Raw genomic sequence first — 18,378 nt, 5'->3', positions numbered from 1 at the left:
GTCCCCTACGACACGGATCAAGATCATTCTAGCGTTTCAACGCAGCTAAATGATCTTCATGGCGTGCAAGGTCGCCCGACAGCTCATGCACGTCAGGCCGGAGGCCGGCCCCCTCGTCGGGCGCCGAGCCCGGTCCGCGAGGAGCCCGGGACTCGTCGCGGACCGGGAGCCCGGACCCGCGCGCGCTACTTCGCCGAGTGCGTCATCGCCGCGCGGATGGCCCGGGTGTGCTCGGCGAGGTCCACCAGGTCGTCCGCGTCGGCGCCGATCCGCTCGTCCGCCACGGACCCGATGGTGGTCCCGTTCTGGTCCGCCCAGGCGCAGGCCGGCACCAGTCCGGCCTGGTTGCCCACGCACTTGAGATAGCCGCCGAGCGGTCCTGCGGGGAACACCAGGTACTCCTCGGGAGAGGGCACGCCCCCGCGGATCGGCCCCTGTGGGTACGTACGGCCGAGGAGACGGTCCAGCTCGCCGAGCGGACTGGCAAAGGAGCCCGTTGCGCCGACCACGGTGAAGTCGGCCGAGGCGCTTCCGGGCAGCCGGTAGGCGGCCACGAAGTGCTCCCGGTACCGCACCGTTCCGGGCAGGTCGGGGAAGATGTCCTGGTCCAGCCGCGCGTAGCGCCCGGCGCTGTCCGGCTCGCGGGTCAGGTCCCCGATGGTCTGCGGTGGATCCAGCCGGTAGCGCTGTGGGGCGTCGGGCCCGAACACCGTCGCCATTGTTCCGGCGACCAGCAGGGCGGCCAGCGCCGCACCCGCCTTGGCCCAGGTGGCCCGCCGGACCCGTTTCCACCGGGGCGGGACGGCCGCGTCCGGCTCGGCCCAGCGGGCCTTCAGGCGGTCCGCGGCGGTCTCGGGAGGGGTTCCGGGAACGGCCTCGGAAGGGGTTCCGGGAGGGGTTCCGGGAACGGCCTCGGAAGGGGTTCCGGAGTCGCTCCACGCCGCGGCCTTCACCGGGCGGCCCCGGGGATCGCGCGGCGGTCCAGGACGGCCTCGACGATCCTCATGAGCCGCTCACTCGCGTGCTCGATGCTTCCGTTCTGGGCGCTCACCTGGGCTCCTTCGAGGAGGAAGGTGATCTCCGCGGCCGCCTCGCCCGGATCGGGCAGCCCGACCCGGGCGCACAGATCGGTCAGCCGGCGCACCTGGCCGGCCTTGTGGGCTTCGATCAGCCGCCGCGCCGGGTGGGTGCGGTCGGGCAGTTCCGCCACGGAGTTGATGAACGGACACCCCCGGTGGGAGATCCCGGGAAGTCCGTCGGCAATGAACCGCGCCAGCCCCAGGATCTGCGCCCGGGGCTCGTCGGGGTGCGCGTCCTCCAGCCGGTCGAACGCGGCGGTGTAGTCGGCCGCGACGATGCGGAGCCACTCCTCGACCAGCGCGTCCTTGGTCGCGAAGTGGCGGTACAGCGCCATCTTGGTGGTCTCGGCCCGGTCGGCGATCGCCTGGACGCCCACCGCCTTGATCCCCTCGCGCGAGAAGAGCTCCTCCGCCGCGTCGAGGATCCGCTCCCGGGGCGGCAACTTGGCCACCCTGCTCTGCCTGCTGACTCTGTCCACGCTCGCCATACGGCCCTCATCGTTCCGGTGGGGCGTTGCGCTGCCCGGTCGCAATGCTACGGTACCCATCAGTCCCGCGTGATACCGATCGGTATCGTGCGGGACTGATCGGTACCGCTCCTCCTGATGGGACGAGAATGAAGCTCTCCGAGTACGTGAACCACGACGCCGTCGGTCTGGCCGACCTGGTGGCTCGCGGCGAAGTGACTGCCGCGGAACTCGCCTCGACCGCCCAGCGGGCCGCCGACCTGGTGAATCCGCAGATCAACGCCATCGTGGAGACCTGGCCCGCACAGGACTCGCCGGCTCCCGGCAGCACGCCGCTGGCGGGGGCGCCCTTCCTGATCAAGGACATCGCCGTCGCGATGGCCGGCCAGCGGGTGGAGCTGGGCAGCCGTCTCGTCGCGGGAAACGTCGCCGGGACCGACTCGTCGCTCATGACGCGTTTCCGCCGCGCCGGGCTGGTGACGCTCGGACGCACGGCGACTCCGGAGTTCGCCTACAGCACCACCACCGAAGGGGTCCTGTACGGCGCCACCCGTAACCCCTGGGACCCGACCCGCAGCCCCGGCGGTTCCAGCGGCGGCTCGGGCGCCGCCGTCGCCGCGGGCATCGTCCCGCTCGCGCACGCCACCGACGCGGCGGGCTCCATCCGCGTCCCCGCCGCCGCCAACGGTCTGTTCGGGCTGAAGCCGACCCGCGGTCGGATATCCATGGGCCCCGACGCGGACGAGGTCTTCAACGGGCTCGCCGTCCACGGCGTCCTCAGCCGCTCGGTACGCGACAGCGCCGCGCTCCTGGACCTCGTCCACGGTCCCGAGGTCGGTGACCCCTACTTCGCCCAGCCGCCGGAGCGGCCCTACGCGCAGGAGATCACCCGCTCCCCGGGCAGTCTGAGGATCGGTCTCCTCACCCGGCCCTGGGGCGGCCGGACCGTCGACGGCACCGTCGTCGACGCCGCACTCCGCTCCGCACGACTCGCCGAATCCCTGGGGCACCGGGTGGACGAGGTCGAGGTCGACCTCGGCGTCGGCTGGGAGGAGTTCACGCTGGCCAATGCCCGCCTCTGGAGCACCAACCTGGTGACGTGGATCGACGGCTTCGCCGCCGCCCTCGGGCGACCCGTCGACTCCACCACCGTCGAACCCGAGATGCTGGCCAGTTACACGTACGGACAGCGGGTCAGCGGGACCGAGTTCGTCCACGCGCTCACGGTGCGCAACAGCGTCGCCCGCGCGATCGGCCGGTACTTCACCGCCTACGACCTGCTGCTCACCCCGACCCTGCCCGAACCGCCCGTCCGCCTGGGCACGTACGCCGAGGGGGCCGCGGGCGCCGACGGTCTCGGCTGGCTCGCACAACTCCTCCACCGCTCGCCCTTCACCGCCGCGTTCAACGTCGCCGGCACCCCCGCCATGTCCGTCCCCCTGGAGACCGACCCCGCCACCGGACTCCCCGTCGGCATCCAGTTCGCCGCGGGTTACGGGCGCGAGGACGTCCTCTTCCGTCTCGCCGGCCAACTGGAACGGGCCGCCCCCTGGGCGCAGCGGACCCCCGCCGTGTGGGCGGGCGGTCACCACGACGCCTGAGCGCGCTCCGACGTGGGCGCCCACCGGCCCGGGCAGCCGCTACCGCTAGCCTTCCTGCACCGAGGGCCGGACCGCGTCGAGCGGGACGCCCCTCCCTGCCCGTTTCCCAGGAGAGTGCCCATGTTCAAGGTCAACGAATACTTCGACGGCGCGGTCACGTCGATCGGCTTCAGCGCGGAGGAGGGGCCGGCAACCGTTGGCGTGATGGCTCCGGGTGACTACGAGTTCGGCACCACCAAGCGGGAGATCATGCACGTGGTCTCCGGCGCCCTGACCGTCAAGCTGCCCGGCTCCGAGACCTGGCAGGCCTTCAAGGCCGGCGACCGGTTCGACGTCGCGGCCGACAGCACGTTCCAGGTCAAGGTCGCCGTCGAGTCCGCCTACCTCTGCGAGTACCGCGACTGACTCCGCCCCACCGAGTGTCCGGGGGTGCGGGCGGGCCGCTGTGAGGTTCGCCGTCCCGGCCCGGCCGAAGGGTGCGGGGACCCTCCGCCGGCCGGGTGCGAGCGGCGCACCGGCCGGCGGAGGAGGGTGATCAGGCCCGCGGGCGGCGACGCGAGACCGCGACCGCGCCGACGCCGAGCGCGACGGCCGCGCCGGCGGCGGCGGTGAGCTGCCCGAGCGGGGCGGTCGAGCCCGTGGCGGCCAGTGAGCCGCCGGCGGTGTCCTGGCCGGCCGCGGTGGTGCCGGTGGCCGCCGTGGCGGTGGTGCCGGTGGTCTTCGTGCCGGTGGTGACCGAGGCGGGGGCCACGCCGGTGGCCGGGGCGGGGGCCACGGCAGTGCCCGCCCGAGTGGTGCCGGAGTTGGTCTGCGCGGCCTCGGTGGCGGCCTGTGCGGCGGCCTCGTCCTTGGCTCGGGCGGTGAACCGGCCCTCCTTCAGGAAGGCCCGGACGTCCGCGACGGTGCCGTTGAGCGCGGCGGTGCCGGCCTTCCGGACCTCGGTCCCCCCTGCCTCGATGATCTGGGAGACGCGGATCCGGTCGTCGCTCTCCCGCAGCGGCTCCAGCTCCGTCCTCAGGAAGCGCTCGACGTCCGCGGCGGTCCCGGCGAGCGCCTTCTCGGCCGCCTCCCGGACGTGCCGGCCGGTGGTCGCGTCGGCGACGACGGCGCCGGCCTCGGCGCGGTTCTCGTCCTCGGCGCGGGCGGTGAACTGGCCGACCTTCAGGAACGCGCGGACGTCCACGATGGTGCCGGACATCGCGGTGTTGGCGGCCTTCTGCACCGCCGGGCCACCGCGCGACATGATCTGGCTGAGCAGGACCCGGTCGTCGTGCTCCGCGGCCGTCAGCGCTCCCACCTTGAGGAAGCGCTCGACGTCCGCGGCGGTCCCGGCGAGTGCCTGCCGGGCGCCCTCGCGCACACCCGGTCCGCTGCTCGGGTCGTCGAGGATCCGCTGCACCTCGGCGCGGTTCTCGTCCTCGGCCCGGGCCGTGTACTGACCGTGGTTCAGGAAGGCGCGGAGCACCTCGATGCCGTCCGAGACGAGCGCGGCGGTGCCGGCCTTCTTGACGACCGGACCGCCGACGTTCATGATCCGCAAGATCGCGATCCGCGCGTCGTCCCGGCGAATCCTGTCCACCTCCACCGCGAGGAAGCGCGCCCGGTCCGCCGGGGTGCCGGCGAGGGCGTCCGCCGCGTGCTCGCGGAGGTAGTCGCTCGGCGCCGTGAGCAGGTAGTCGTTCGGGTAGACGAGCAGCCTCTCGATCGCCGCCCGGTTCTCCGCGTCCACCTTGTCGGCCGGGTGATCGTATAGCAACGACACCCTCCACAGGCGAACGCATTTTCGTGATGTCCCTGCCCTTCCGACCGGACCACGAGAAGGGGGAAGGGACGGGAACGGGGATGAGCCTCGTACGGGGGCGGACCATCTGCGATCTCCCCGCCTGCACGGCCCCGACGACTCGTTCATGTGCGAACTGCGACCAGGCGCCCGCCGAGCTCACACCCGGACGGCCCGTCAGCGCCGTGCCCGAACCATCGGCCGTCCGGCCCGAGGACTTCACGCACGTCCGGGCCCAGGACCGCCGCCAAGCCTTCGAGGAGGAGCTCGGCGGCCCCGACCTGCCGCAGGTCTCCACCGGGGTCCGCGGACGGTGTTCGTGACGGGGCGCCCGGGACCACCCCCGTTCGGGGTGGCCTGGTGGGGGGCTGCTCAGCGGGTGCCGCCGAGCTGAACGTGCGGGCTGACGGCCGGCCGGTGCAGCGAGCGACCTCGTCGCCGCCGAACAGGTCGAAGGCCGGGTCACCGGCGGCTCCCCCCTCGAACAGTCCCGGGCCCGGTCTACTCGGTCTCTCCACAACCTGGATAATCGTCAACGAAGTTTCAGCATATGTCGATTACATAACATCAAGAAAGGTACACAGTGGGCAAAATACCTGCGAGGGTCCTCATACCCTCGCTGCTCGGCGCCCTGTTGGTTCCCCTGTCACCAGGGTCGGCATCCGCGGCCACGGCACCGTCCGTGTGGGTGGAGAGCGGTTACGACCACGTCTTCTCGTCCTCGGCCGCCCCCGGCCGCGCCACCCCGCGGGTCGACCTGTTCGCCGCCCGCAACGAGACCCAGGCCGCCCAGATCGCGGTGCGCGCCGGTGCCCAACTGACCGGCCTCCAGCTGGTCCCCGGTGACCTGGCCGGTCCGGGCGGGGCCACCATCCCGGCCTCGCGGATCACCGTGAACCGGGAGTACAACCACCCGAACGTCGGCAAGAAGACCGACTCGCCGGGCAACGACCACCAGGAGCCCCCGGACGGCGGGTCGAGCTACTACGACGCGCTGGTCGAGAACACCCCGTACAGCCTCGCCGCCAACACCACCCAGCCGTACTACTACAGCGTCGCGGTGCCGACCGGGCAGGCCCCCGGGGTCTACACCGGGCGGGCCACCGTGCAGAGTTCGGCCGGCGCGGTGGACGTCCCGGTCTCGGTGACGGTGTACGACGCGACGGTTCCGCCGGCCAACCGGTCGACGTTCCGGATGAACAACTGGTTCACCTCGGTCGGTTGGGACTACAACTGGACCGAGGCCTCGATCCCCGCGCAGTACACCAAGAGCGACGGCTCGGGCGCGCCGGTCAAGGCCTTCGACGAGGACTGGTGGAAGGTCATCACCAACTTCGCCGCCGACCACGCCAAGCACCGCAACAACGTCGTCTACGCCGACTTCCAGGCCCTGTCCATCCCGGACACCACGTCGGACGCCAACGGCAAGCTGACCTTCAGCTGGACGAACTTCGACCGCTTCCTGCAGACCTTCCAGGACGCCGGCGCCCTGCAGTACATCTACACCCCCACCCTGCTGGAGGGCAGCAGCGACCTGGAGACCCTCGTCCCGGACGGCCAGGGCGGTGTCAAGAAGGTGTTCCAGCAGGCCGGTTCGGACGCGGCCGGCACGTACCTGGACACGGTGTTCAAGGCGCTGAAGGAGCACCTCGACACCAAGTGCCTGGACGCGGGGCCGACCTGTGCCCCGGGGCGGCGCTGGAGCGACGTCTTCTACATGAGCGCCGTCGACGAGCCCAACCCCGCCGACACCACCCAGACCCAGAACGCGGTGTGGCTCTACGACCACTACAAGCTCGCCTTCCCGGCCGGCCTGAGCAACGAGTCCCGCCAGAGCCCGGTCCCCGGTATCGACGGCCCGCTCAGCACGGTGACCTCCATCGGCGGGCCGCAGTACGACCAGAACATGGCGTACTACCAGAACCTCCGCCTCTCCGGTAAGGACTTCTGGCTCTACTACTGCAACAACCCCACCGACAAGCACCTCAACCGCTACATCAGCTACCCGCTGTCCGACTCCCGGCTGACGCCGTGGATGGTGGCGTCCGCCGGCGGCAACGGCTTCCTGCACTGGGGCTGGAACATCTGGACCGACCCGTACAACAACTACGCCCCCCTCGACACCTTCAACGGCTGGATGGACGGTGACTACTACCTCGTCCGTCCCAACAAGGCCACCTACGGCGTCTACGACAGCGTCCGCAGCGAGGCCCTGCTCGCCGGCATCCAGGACTACGAGCTGCTGAACCAGCTCGCCACCACCAAGCCGGTGCTGGCCCGCGCGCTCATCGGCTCACTGATCAGCGGCACCACCAACTTCTCCACCTCCGGCGCGGCGACCGACCAGCGGCACAGGCAGATCCTCGACGCCCTCGCCTCCCCCGCCCCGGACGCGGCCTTCCCGTTCGGCGACGACTTCGGCGCGGACAAGGACGCCTCCTGGCGCACCGTCAACGGCTCCTGGTCGGCCGCCGGGGACGGCGGGTACGTGCAGAGTGACGCCAACTCCGGCTGGGACGTGGTCGCGGGGCTGACGGGGCGCGCCTACCAGGACGTCTCGGCCTCCGTCGACGTCCGGATCACCGGGGTCAGGCCCGACGGCGGCGACACCAACTGGGCGGGCATGGTGGTCCGCAACCAGAACCCGACCGAGTCGCAGACCGGGTACCTGGTCGCGCTGCGCGACAACGGCGAGGTGTTCGTCAACCGCAGCGGCGTCGCACTGGCGTCGGCCACGGTGCCGGGCTACACCCCGGGCCAGACGGTCAGCCTGCGGGTGTCCGCCCAGGGCGGCACGATCAAGGTCTACGCCGGGTCCGTCCAGCTGCTCACCGTGACCGACCAGGGCTACCCGGTCGGCGGCTTCGGCCTCGCCACCGGCGGGGCGTCCGCCCGCTTCGAGCACGTCCGGCTCAACCCGGGCACCGACCCGGCGGAGAACGCCGCCGTCACCACCTCCAGCACGTACGAGGGCGACGGCTGGAGCACGGCCGCGCTGACCGACGGGCGCCGGGGCCTGGCCACCGGCACCAACGGCTGGAGCAGCAACACCGAGGTGAACGCGGACCACAGCGAGTGGGCGCAGCTCGACCTCGGCTCGACCAGGCGGATCAGCCGGGTGGACCTCCACCCGCGCGCCGACGGTCCGGCCGCCGGCAAGGGCTTCCCGGTGGACTTCACCGTCCAGGTCTCCGCGGACGGCTCCACCTGGTCGACCGTCGCCGACCGCAAGAACTACCCGAAGCCGTCGGACGCCTCCGTCCAGACCTTCCCGTTCCAGCCCGCCGACGTGCGCTACGTCCGGGTGACGGGGACCAGGCTCGGCACCGACCCGAACGGCCAGTACCGGATGCAGCTCGCCGAGATCGAGGCGGCGGGCGGCGATCTGGCGGTCAACCGGCCGGTCCAGGCGTCGAGTTCGGCGGGCCCCTACAGCTGGCGGCCGGCCGCGGTCAACGACGGCGTCGCGAACTCCACCCTCGACCACTCGATGGGCTGGAGCAGTGCCCGCTCCGCCGGGCCGGTCGCGAACGAGTGGGTCACCGTGGACCTCCAGGGCCCCAGCCTGATCAGCCGGGTGAGCCTGACCCCGCGCACCGACGGTGCCAACACCGGCCTGGGCTTCCCGGTGGACTACACCGTCCAGGTCTCGGCGGACGGCAGCGCCTGGTCGACCGTCGCCACCCGGACGGGCACGCCGCGCCCCGGCGCGGCGCCGCAGGTCCTCACCTTCGCTCCGACCACGGCCCGGTACGTGAAGGTCACCGGCACCCGGCTGAGCGCCGACCAGTTCGGCGACTACTACCTCCAGCTCGGTGAACTCGGCGTCAGCTGACCCCGGACCGCTCCCGGGCCCCCGGCGGCCTCGCGGTCTCTAGGGGTCGTTGCCACACGTGGTCGGTTGTTCGGGCCGCGAGCAGTTCATGCAGGCGCTCGGCCGGGGTTTCCCGGCCGAGCGTTCTGCATGGGCGGGCGTCACCTGCGGCCGGTGAGCACCATCGGCTGGTAGGTCGACGACTTCGGGGTGATGCCGGCGCCCACGGCGGTCAACCGGCCGCCCGGCCCGGCCACCACCGCCTGGTAGGACAGGTCGGCGTAGCCGGGCACGGAGAGGTCGAGCGCCTCCCAGCGGCCGTGGGTGAAGCGCAGGCCGAGCGGCCGGTCCGGCCCGTCGCTCGCCTCCCAGCCGACGGCGGCCATGCCGCCCGGGACGGCGGTGACCGACCACAGCTTGCCGGCCACGCCCTCCGGGGCGGCCACCGTGCTCCAGGAGCGGCCGTCGTAGTGGGCGACCAGCGGGTGGCCGCGGTCCTTGTCGGTGAGGACGGCCCGGCCCACCACCCATACGTCGTCGGGCCCGTCGGCCGCGACGCTCTGGTACTCGCCGTAGAGCCCGCTGAAGGCGGGGGCGGTGACCCTGGTCCAGTCCCGGCCGTCGTAGTGCAGGAGGACGGGCCGGTCGTCGGGGTAGGCGGTGTTTCCGACCGCCCAGACGTCGTCCGGCGCGATCTCGGTGACGGAGCTGAGCCACCAGTCCCCGTCGATCTCGGGAACGGCGAGCCGGTGCCAGGCGGTACCGTCCCAACGTTCGATCAGTCCGGTGGTCCGCTGCTCCACCGAGTCGCTCCCGGGGACGGGGCCCGGGGTCCGGGCGGTGACGACCGCCGCACCACCGACCGCCCAGGCCCGGCCCGGGCGCGGTGCGGAGGCGCCGAGCAGATAGAGGGAGCCGACCTCGCCGGGCGGCGCCTCGACGGTGGTGCTGGTCCACGCCGTGCCGTCCCAGTGCTGGGCGAGGATCCGGCCGGTGCGCGGATCGAGATCGCCCACGAGCCAGGCGTCGCGCGGCGAACTGCCCGCCACCGCCGTCGCCCGGCCGTTGAAGTCGGTAGCGGGGGCCGGGAGTTCACGCCAGGCACCGTCCCCTCCCACCCGCTGCGCGACCACCGGGGCGAACCGCAGTCCCTGGCCGGCCTCGGTGATCCGGAAGCCGGCCGCCCAGGTGGTGCGGGCGTCGAGCTGCGCACCGGAGCTGAGCACCGCGCCCTCCAGCGGCAGCTTCGCCGGCGTGAAGCGCGCCCCCGCCGCCCGCGCGCCGTCCACCTGCACACCGTCGGCTTCCGGCGCCCCGGCCGCCGCGGCCGTGGTGGCCCCGGTGGCCGTCGCCGCCGTCAGCACGGAAGCCGCCAGTGCGGCCACGGCCCAGTGTCGTACTCGCCTCATGTGTCGATCCCCGGATTCCTCGGTCGGTGTCGCATCGCGGGGGCCATCGGCGTGATCGCGCCCCCGCAGAAGAGAGGCACCGAACCTGACGATCTGTTACACATCCGCGCCGCGCCCACCGGGGCCCGTCGTCGACGGCACCGGGGTCGACGGTGGCCCGCTTCTCCGCCGGCGCCGGATGTCGACGGCGTGGACGGTGTCGGGGCGGGCCGCGTTGAGCTTGGCCAGGTGGCTGTATCCGAGCGGCCGTTCCAGCCAGCAGTTAACGTCACATTGACGACAACTAGGCCCCGGGGCTACCGTGCCGAGCATGACAGTGAAAGTAGTCCTGACACGCGACAGCGTGTGCATGGCGGACGACTGCGACGCACCGCACCAGCAGGACGCTACCGTCGACGGCGCCACCACCCTGGGTGATTTCGTGACCCAGGTGGCCAACTACCCGCTCCGCATGCGCGGCGCCCGCTGGGTGATGTTCCGTGGCTGGAACCACGCCGAGGGGTCCCCGATCGCCGAGATCTCGCCGGAGTGGGCAAGCCCTCGTTTCATGGCCGGCGCCGACCCCCTGCTCCCCCTGGCCTCCCTCGCCGGTCCCGACGGAGACCTGAACTTCTTCTTCCAGTACCACTCCCGCAGTGTCCCTCTGGCGGGACCGCCCGACCCCTCCCCCAACAGGCTCGCAAGCCGGCTCGCCCTGTGGCTCGCCGAGCGCCGTTGAGGCCCACCCACGGCTGGGCAACCGCTGGACGGACCGATGGCCACATGATCCCGCCAGGGGTCGACTCGCACCGGGCCGGCCCCGGTGCTGCGGAGGAACCAGAAGGAGCCGATGCACCCAGAAACGTTGCTGGGCGCCGCCGCACGACGTGGACAGCCCGCGACTCATCGAGTTGACGATTCGACCGGGCAACCGACCCCGGCGCACAGGCCGTTTCACGGGCATCCGGGGGCCCTGGTCCGTTTGCAGGGGCGTCTGCGCGACGGCGGCGGCGCTCGCGCGGGTGGCTATTCGCCGTCCCAGGGGGTGGCGATGAGTACCGTGCCGCCGTGGCGGCGGGCGTACTGGCAGCTGACGGGGAAGGGGAAGTGGACCCGGGCCGGGCCGGTGACCGGGCGGAGGTCGGCGAGCAGTGCGTCGTCGGGCAGGTCGGCGGCCGCCGCCCGCAGGACCGGATCGGTGGCCGAGCGGGCCTCGGGCACGGTGACCGGCCGCACGGCGGCGGGCTTCGCGTCCAGGGCCGTCCAGTGCTCGGCGAAGCTGCTGCCGAAGGCCCGGATCGCGGCGGCGCCTGGCGCGGTTCCGCCCGTGGCCGTGGTCAGCGTTCCGGTCTCGACGAGGGCCCGGCGCGCGCAGTCCGCGAACTCCTGGAGCCAGACCGGCAGGGACGGCGCGACGCGGACGGTGTCGGTGTCGTCCCAGAACCGGAAGACCGGACCCCAACCGCCGGTGTCCCGGTCCACGTCCACGTAGGTGTGACCGTCGCCGTGGTCGGTGTGGACGAACCAGTGGCTCCCGGCGCCGCCGACGTGGTCCAGGTACCAGCTCGTGTCGTGACCGTGGTAGCGGCCCTCGTTGTACGGGTGCACGAAGTCGAGGTGCTCGTACGAGGTGTGGCCGTTCACCTCGGAGCGCGCGACGGTGATCCGCACGCCCGCGACGGCCCGGAGCAGCACGCGGATCGCCTCGGGCACCGGGACCGGCCAGCCGTCCAGCACGTCGTCGTCGATGCCGGGGTCGAGGGTGATCAGCCCCGAGGAGTCCTCGGCGAGCCGCCGCAGCAGCAGGACGGCCTCAGCGGTGTCGAAGTCGGCCATGTCGCCTCTCGGTTCGTCGTGGTGCAGGTGCTGGCAGGACCTTACCGTCCAGGTCGGACCGGCCGCCGCCGAGAGCCCGACGCGTACTGGTGGGAGGGGGGCTCGCGCCCGGGCCCCGGTGGTGCAGAACCGGCACCGGGGCCCGTGCGTCCGGAGGGGCATGAGCATCCCTGTCGAGGCAAGGTCCGGGCGGGCACCCGGGGTTCGGGGGCCGGCGTTCCTGCGGGGTGCCGCCGTGGTGGCCGTCCTGGCTCCCCGCCTGAGCGAACCGGGTCTGACCCCGACGGGACGGACGCGACGCGGGGACGACCACGTGCGCGCCCCGTCGTCAGCGCTCGATCGGCACCGGCGGGCCGACAACGGGCTCCCCCTCCGCCGCCGCCGGCTCGGCGTAGGAGGGCAGTTCGCGCATCCGGCGCAGCGGCGACAGGAAGACCGGCAGGAAGGTGAGCGACTGGCCGACCGCCCCGGCCAGCAGAGTGGCGCGGACGCCGATCGTCGAGCCGAGCAGGCCGCCGAGCAGCGCACCGACGGGCATCGTGCCCCAGACCAGGAACCGCATGGTCGCGTTCATCCGGCCGAGCAGCCCGGGCGGGCACAGCGCCTGCCGGAAGCTGACCTGGTTGATGTTGTAGACCACGATGCCCATCCACATGGCGACCTGCGCGACCGCGAGCAGCCCCACCGTCCAGTCGCGCTGGACGAACGGGGTGACCAGCGCGCAGGGGCCGGCGACCGAGCTCGCGATCCAGATGGCCGGGCCCTGGCCGACCTTCGCCGCGAACCGTCCGGCCACCAGCGCGCCGATCAGGCCGCCGACCGCCGCGGTCGAGGTGAGCAGGCCGATGACGCCCGGCGAGAGCCGCAGTTGGCGGGCGAGCAGCACGTAGAAGACGGCGGAGATCACCGAACCGAAGAGGTTGGCCGAGCCGGTGCACAGGACGATGGCGCGGAGTATCCGGTTGCCGAGCACGAACCGCAGACCGTCGCGGATCTCCCGGAGCAGGTTGCGGTCGGGGCTGCGCTCGGGGCGCGGCGGCCGGGCCTCGATCCGCGCCACCCATGCGGCCGACCACAGGAAGCTCACCGCGTCGACGAGCACCGCGTAGGGCGCGGTGAGGGCCTGGACCAGCGCGCCGCCGAGGCTCGGGCCCGCGATGTGGCTGACCGACTCGCTGGCCTGGAGCCGCGCGTTGCCCTCGACCAGCTGCTCCCGGTCGATCAGCTCGGGCAGGTAGGACTGGTAGGCCACGTCGAAGAAGACCGTGCTCACCCCGATGGCGAGTGCGATCACGTACAGCTGCTCGATCGTCAGCACCCCGAGGAGTTGTGCCACCGGGACCCAGGCCAGCAGCGCGGCCCGGACCAGGTCGTTGACGATCAGCACCCGGCGCAGGCGCATCCGCTCGACCCACGCACCGGCCGGCAGACCCACCACCAGGAACGCCGCGGTCTCGCACGCCGTCAGCACCCCGACCTGCCAGGTGTCGGCGTGCAGCGCCAGGATGGCGACGAGCGGGAGGGCCAACTGACTCACCGTGGTGCCGAACTGACTGATCGTCTCACCGACCCACAGTCGACGGAAGTCGGCGTTTCGCCACAGTCCACCGCGGTGGGCCGGCCGGTCGGGCGAGGGATCGGGAGCAGTCATGGGAGCTACCGTGGAAGAGTGATTGGGTTTTGTCAATCACTTATGCTCCCGACCCTTCCGCTTGCGCCCCCGGCCTTTCAGTAGGCTGCAGACCATGACCGAACGCCGGCCGGCGACCGACGCGGAGGCGAAGGCGCTCGCCTCCGCGCTCCGCCTCCGCATCCTGCGCATCTGCCTCGGTGAGGCGCACACCAACAAGGAGATCGCGGCGATCCTCGGCTGCGACCCCGGCAGCGTGCTGCACCACACCAGGACGCTGGTGCGCACCGGTTTCCTGGAGGCCCAGGAGGAGCGACGCGGCGCGCGCGGCGCACGGGAGATCCCCTATCGGGCGACGCGGAAGTCCTGGCGGCTCGATGCGGCCGCACAGGACCGGTCGATGCTCGACGCGTTCCTGGAGGAGCTGGCGCTGGTCCCCGCGGCCGAGGTCGACAGCACCCGGCTCGGACTGCGCCTGCCGCCGGCCGAGATGGACGAGTTCCGGACCCGGCTCCGCGCCCTGGTCGAGGAGTTCGCCGCCCGCCCGGACGACCCGACCGCACCCGCCTGGTCGCTCTTCATGGTGCTGCACCCCGATCCGAACCGGCCCTGATCCGGACCGAACCGGCCCTGACCCGAACCGGCCCTGACTTGGACCGGCCCTGACGATCCGGACCGGCTCCGACGATCGGACCCGCCCCCGAACAGGCGCGAAATCGACGGTTCAACGATTGACACCTCAGTCCTTGCCGGTGGTCGGCACCCCGCGCCGACCCCCCGATCTGTGGCAGAGTGGAGAGGTCGGGAGACCGACCTGAGTCGCGGGTGGTCTCCCCCCGGAGCCGGTGACGAGGTCTCCCATGGCTGAGCTGCGCCACATCCTCTCCATCGCCCCGGAGGCCCTGGCCGCCGCGGGTCTGGTGGCTCGGGCGGACACGGCTCCGACGAGCACCCTGCGAGCGCTGCCGCAGGAGCAGCCGTGGACGTGGCAGCTGTCCCGCGAGGCCGGCGACCGGGTCGTCGGGGACGTCGAGCTGCAGGAGGAACTGGCCCTCGTCTGGCACGGTGCCGTCGACGGCGCCGCCCCCGTCCGACTCGCCCTGCACGACGTGCCGCCCACCCACCGGTTCGCGCTGGTGACGCGGTTAGGCGCCCTGCACCCGGCTGTCGGCTCGGTGTTCGTCGCGGACCAGACCCTGGCGCCGGAACCCCTCTGGCACCGACCCCTGCGGGTCGACGGTGTGACGGCCGACGCCCGGCGACTCCTCGACGGGCTGTGGCCCGACCGGAGGACCGCACCGCTCGTCGACACGGACACCTTCGGTGAACGGCGCGGGGACTGCGACCTCCTGGTGGTGCTCGACCCCGACGACCTCGCCCCGCTGGAGCACGGCGGCGGTCTCCGTGCGACCTGTCTGCTGTGGTGCGTCCGGCGACCTCCCGACGGGCGCGAACCGGCCCGGCTCGACGCCGCGGTGCGCGCGCTGGGCGCCTCCGGCTGGATCGTCGCCGACCTCTCCGCGACCGACCCCGCCGACTGGCTCGACCGGCTCGTCCGCGCGCTGTCCGACGACCTCCCCCTGGACGAGGCGGCGGCGCGCGCGGGCTCCCGGCTGACGGTGGCCCACACCGAACTGGTCGAGCGCCGGGCGGTGTCCGACGCCGTCCAGTACGCGCCCGAGATGTTCAATATCAGCGGATCGAGCGACGAGGCCTACCGCCACATCGGCGGGGGGTCATCGCCCGCGCCGACGGACCGGGAAACGACCGGTCCCGCCGCGCGGGGCAGCGGCGCCCGGCGCCTCGGAAACCGGCTCAAGCGCGCCGCCGCCCCCGTCCTGCGGGAGATCCACCGGGCCGGGCCGGCGACCGGGCGGCCCGACGCCCGGTACCTCCAGGCGCTCGTCGCCGTGCGGGCGACGGGCGAGCCCCGCCGGTACGCGTTCCTTGCCGACGCCGTCCACGACATCCACCTCCGCGTCGGACCGGGCAGTCCGGAATGGCACGCGGCACCGGAGGAGTTCCCCGAGGAGAACCTCGCGTTCCGGGGCGCCGGGGCGCGCCTCGTGGTCGAGTTCTACGAGGACCGGAGCGCCGCGAGCCGCCACGTGTCCAGGACCGTCGTCCTGCCGGACCGGGGCGCGTCCAGCGAGGCCGTGTTCCCGGTCGCGGTGGGGCCGGACGAGCGGGAGATCCGCTGCGGCGCCCGCGTCTACCACCGGGACCGGCTGTTGCAGCGGCTGGAGCTGGTCGGCCCGGTCGGTGCGGCCGACCGGGCCGTCGCCGGGCAGGTGATCGTCGTGCACGGCGAGGTGTTCAGCTCCCTCACCGACACCACTGCCACCGCCGACACCACCGACACCACGCCCGCCGTCACACCGCCCACCGACACCCCGCCCACCGACACCCCGCCCACCGACACCCCCGCCACCGACACCACGCCCCCGGCCGCCGGCGACCGCCGGGCGGTCATCCGCATCGAGAGTGACGAAGTGGCCGACATCCGTCTGGACGGGCGGAGCACCCCCGTACGGCTCGCCGACCTCGACAGGTTCAGGGCCCTGATCCAGCAACTCCTGACCGACGACCTCGCCCGCCAGCTCGACGCACCGGAGACGGACCTCCCTCCGCCGGACGCCCTGCTGCGCGGCCTCGCCCAGCAGGGCAGCACCCTGTTCGACCAGTTGGAGCGGCTGGGCGTGGGCGGTCTGAAGGACGTCTCCTTCCTCCAGGTGGTCTCGGCCGAGGCGGCCGAGCTGTGGCCGGTGGAGTTCGTCTACGACCACGGCTACCCGCGGGACGGCGCCACGCTCTGCGCCGGCTGGCGCGAGGCCCTCGAAACCGGCACGTGCTCCTGCCGCCGCGCCGAGCGGGCGGGCGGCACCGGTCGCCGGACGATCTGCCCGCTCGGGTTCTGGGGTCTGCGCATGGAGATCGAGCGACGGGTGGAGCGGGACCGGCTCACCGGGACGGTCGTCGAACCGGACGCGACCGAGGGCGGCCGGGCGCTGCGGCCGGTCGACAGCGTGCTCTTCGCGGCGAGCGACAAGGTCCGGGCGCAGGACCGCGCGGCCACGGCGGTGGCGCTGCGCACCTCGTTCGGCGCGGACGGACTGCACACGGCCGCCAGCTGGCAGGCCTGGCGGCGGGTGGTCCGAACACAGGGCCCGCCCCTGCTGGTGGCCCTTCCGCACCACGCGAGCGACGAGGGCAGCACCGTCGTGCTGGAGATCGGCAAGACGAACCGGCCGAGCAGGCTCGCCGCCGTCCTGATCGACCGCCGGTACGTCCTGTCCGACCGGCGCGCCGACGGCACCGGCCCGGTGGTCATGCTGCTCGGCTGCACCATGGCGCAGGCCGAGGTGAGCTGGCAAAACGTCGCGGCGAAGTTCCTCCAGGAGAGCGCGCCCGTCGTGGTGGGGACGCTCGTGCCGACGCTGGGCCGGCAGGCCGCCGTCATGGCGACCATCGCCGCGACCATGCTCGCCGACCGGGCGAGCGACGGAAAGAGCATCGGCGTGCTGGTGCGGGACATCCGCCGGCGGCTGCTCGCCCTGGGGTTCACGCTCGCCATGTCGATCGTGGCCTTCGGCGACGCCCGCTGGCTCGTCGAGAGCCCCGCGGGCGAAGGCCCTGCGGGCGAAGGCCCCGCGGCGGAGCGCCCCGCAGTCGGAACCCCTGCCGGAGGTGCACCGTGATCACCGTGGAGATGCTGCCCGCCGCGCACGGCGACGCGCTGTGGATCGAGTGGCCCGGCCCGGGCGGCGAGGTCCACCGGATGCTCGTCGACGGCGGGCCGAACACCACCTACCGGGCCGTCTTCGAGCGCGTGAAGGCGCTGCCCGAGCCGGACCGGCGCCTGGACGTGCTGGTGGTGACGCACGTGGACGCCGACCACATCGAGGGCGTCGTGCGGCTCCTCCAGGACCGCGGCCGGCTCGGGCTCTCGATCGGCGACGTCTGGTTCAACGGCTGGCCGCAGCTCACCCAGGACGCCGACCTGCTCGGCGCGGACCAGGGCGAGATGCTCCAGGCGCTGATCGGCAGCCAGCGCCTCGCCTGGAACACCGCCTTCCGCACCGTCCGGCAGGACGCGCCCGCCGTCCGGGTCGCGGACCGGGGACGGCTGCCCTCGACCGAACTGCCGGGCGGCGCCCGGGCCACCGTGGTCTCCCCCGGCGGCGGGGAACTGGCCGCCCTGCGCAAGGAATGGGCCAAGGTGCTCAAGGGCCTCGGGGTGACCCCCGGGCGCCCCCAGGAGGCCCTGGAACGGCTGGCCCGGCGCAAGGACCTGCGCGGCCTCGCCGACGACCTCCTCGGCGGCGAGCGGGTGGACGGCTCGGTGCCGAACGGATCGAGCATCGCGTTCCTGCTGGAGCTCGGCGAGCACCGCGTCCTGCTCACCGGTGACGGCCACGGCGACGTCCTCGCGCGCGGCCTGGCCCGGCTCCTGACCGAGCGCGGTGCGGACCGGCTGGCGGTGGACGCCCTCAAGGTGCCCCACCACGGCAGCGCCGCCAACACCACGGACGAGCTGCTGGCCCTGCTCACCACCCGCCGCTTCCTGATCTCCACGAACGGCGACAAGTTCAAGCACCCGGACAAGGCTGCCGTGCTGCGCATGATCGGCGCGGCGGACCGCACGACCGGGCCGCCCGAGCTGGTGTTCAACTACCTCAGCGACACGACGGAGCCCTGGGCCGGCCCCGAGCAGCAGCGGACGCTCGGCTACACCACCGTCTACCCGGCCCGCCCCGACGCGGGCACGACCGTGGAGGTCTGA

Annotated in this window: 14 protein-coding genes; 8 read left to right on the top strand and 6 right to left on the bottom strand. The window is 73.0% G+C overall.

The window, feature by feature from the left end; genetic code table 11:
• Positions 1-185 precede the first annotated feature (185 nt).
• Positions 186-710, bottom strand: a complete 525-nt coding sequence (locus tag ACWDRR_RS09860; RefSeq protein ID WP_449771666.1) for a hypothetical protein — start codon at positions 708-710, stop codon at positions 186-188.
• Positions 711-949: 239 nt separating this feature from the next.
• Positions 950-1,567, bottom strand: a complete 618-nt coding sequence (locus tag ACWDRR_RS09855; RefSeq protein WP_449771665.1) for a TetR/AcrR family transcriptional regulator — start codon at positions 1,565-1,567, stop codon at positions 950-952.
• Between the two features lie 128 nt (positions 1,568-1,695).
• On the opposite strand from ACWDRR_RS09855, the gene ACWDRR_RS09850 reads away from it, so the two are divergent.
• Both ACWDRR_RS09850 and ppnP read left to right on the top strand, forming a co-directional pair.
• The gene (locus ACWDRR_RS09850; RefSeq protein ID WP_449771664.1) at positions 1,696-3,147 is read left to right on the top strand and encodes an amidase; all 1,452 of its coding nucleotides are present in this window, start codon (positions 1,696-1,698) and stop codon (positions 3,145-3,147) included.
• A 120-nt stretch (positions 3,148-3,267) separates the two neighbouring features.
• Positions 3,268-3,552: a pyrimidine/purine nucleoside phosphorylase gene (ppnP, locus tag ACWDRR_RS09845; protein ID WP_449771663.1), complete on the top strand. Its 285-nt coding sequence runs from the start codon at positions 3,268-3,270 to the stop codon at positions 3,550-3,552.
• A gap of 130 nt (positions 3,553-3,682) precedes the next feature.
• On the opposite strand, the gene ACWDRR_RS09840 is transcribed toward ppnP, so the two are convergent.
• Complete coding sequence (locus ACWDRR_RS09840; protein WP_449771662.1) at positions 3,683-4,903, bottom strand: ALF repeat-containing protein; 1,221 nt, start codon at positions 4,901-4,903, stop codon at positions 3,683-3,685.
• Between the two features lie 209 nt (positions 4,904-5,112).
• Here ACWDRR_RS09840 and ACWDRR_RS09835 point away from each other — a divergent pair, with 209 nt between their 5' ends.
• Together ACWDRR_RS09835 and ACWDRR_RS09830 are read left to right on the top strand one after the other, a co-directional pair.
• Positions 5,113-5,250, top strand: coding sequence for a hypothetical protein (locus ACWDRR_RS09835; RefSeq protein WP_449771661.1), 138 nt, complete (start codon positions 5,113-5,115; stop codon positions 5,248-5,250).
• 365 nt (positions 5,251-5,615) lie between these two features.
• The gene (locus tag ACWDRR_RS09830; RefSeq protein WP_449771660.1) at positions 5,616-8,762 is read left to right on the top strand and encodes a discoidin domain-containing protein; all 3,147 of its coding nucleotides are present in this window, start codon (positions 5,616-5,618) and stop codon (positions 8,760-8,762) included.
• Between the two features lie 140 nt (positions 8,763-8,902).
• Here ACWDRR_RS09830 and ACWDRR_RS09825 read toward each other — a convergent pair whose 3' ends face one another.
• Positions 8,903-10,150, bottom strand: coding sequence for a hypothetical protein (locus ACWDRR_RS09825; protein WP_449771659.1), 1,248 nt, complete (start codon positions 10,148-10,150; stop codon positions 8,903-8,905).
• Positions 10,151-10,460: 310 nt separating this feature from the next.
• Here ACWDRR_RS09825 and ACWDRR_RS09820 point away from each other — a divergent pair, with 310 nt between their 5' ends.
• Positions 10,461-10,868 (top strand): hypothetical protein, encoded by a 408-nt coding sequence (locus tag ACWDRR_RS09820; protein ID WP_449771658.1) that lies wholly within the window; start codon positions 10,461-10,463, stop codon positions 10,866-10,868.
• A 287-nt stretch (positions 10,869-11,155) separates the two neighbouring features.
• Here ACWDRR_RS09820 and ACWDRR_RS09815 read toward each other — a convergent pair whose 3' ends face one another.
• Both ACWDRR_RS09815 and ACWDRR_RS09810 read right to left on the bottom strand, forming a co-directional pair.
• Complete coding sequence (locus ACWDRR_RS09815) at positions 11,156-11,965, bottom strand: hypothetical protein (protein WP_449771657.1); 810 nt, start codon at positions 11,963-11,965, stop codon at positions 11,156-11,158.
• Positions 11,966-12,293: 328 nt separating this feature from the next.
• Positions 12,294-13,616, bottom strand: coding sequence for an MFS transporter (locus ACWDRR_RS09810; protein WP_449771656.1), 1,323 nt, complete (start codon positions 13,614-13,616; stop codon positions 12,294-12,296).
• A 94-nt stretch (positions 13,617-13,710) separates the two neighbouring features.
• On the opposite strand from ACWDRR_RS09810, the gene ACWDRR_RS09805 reads away from it, so the two are divergent.
• From ACWDRR_RS09805 to ACWDRR_RS09795, 3 genes are all read left to right on the top strand, one after another.
• A complete protein-coding gene (locus tag ACWDRR_RS09805; RefSeq protein WP_449771655.1) occupies positions 13,711-14,208 on the top strand; it encodes an ArsR/SmtB family transcription factor in 498 nt (165 codons plus the stop codon).
• Positions 14,209-14,455: 247 nt separating this feature from the next.
• Positions 14,456-17,293 carry a hypothetical protein gene (locus tag ACWDRR_RS09800; protein WP_449771654.1) on the top strand — a complete coding sequence of 946 codons (2,838 nt, stop codon included), beginning with the start codon at positions 14,456-14,458 and terminating at the stop codon, positions 17,291-17,293.
• Positions 17,290-18,378, top strand: a complete 1,089-nt coding sequence (locus ACWDRR_RS09795) for a ComEC/Rec2 family competence protein (protein WP_449771653.1) — start codon at positions 17,290-17,292, stop codon at positions 18,376-18,378. The genes ACWDRR_RS09800 and ACWDRR_RS09795 overlap by 4 nt, the downstream gene beginning before the upstream one ends.

The sequence above is a fragment of the Kitasatospora sp. NPDC003701 genome (assembly GCF_053587085.1).
The sequence above is the reverse complement of the archived record's forward strand: the minus strand, read 5'-3'. Positions and strand labels throughout refer to the sequence as shown.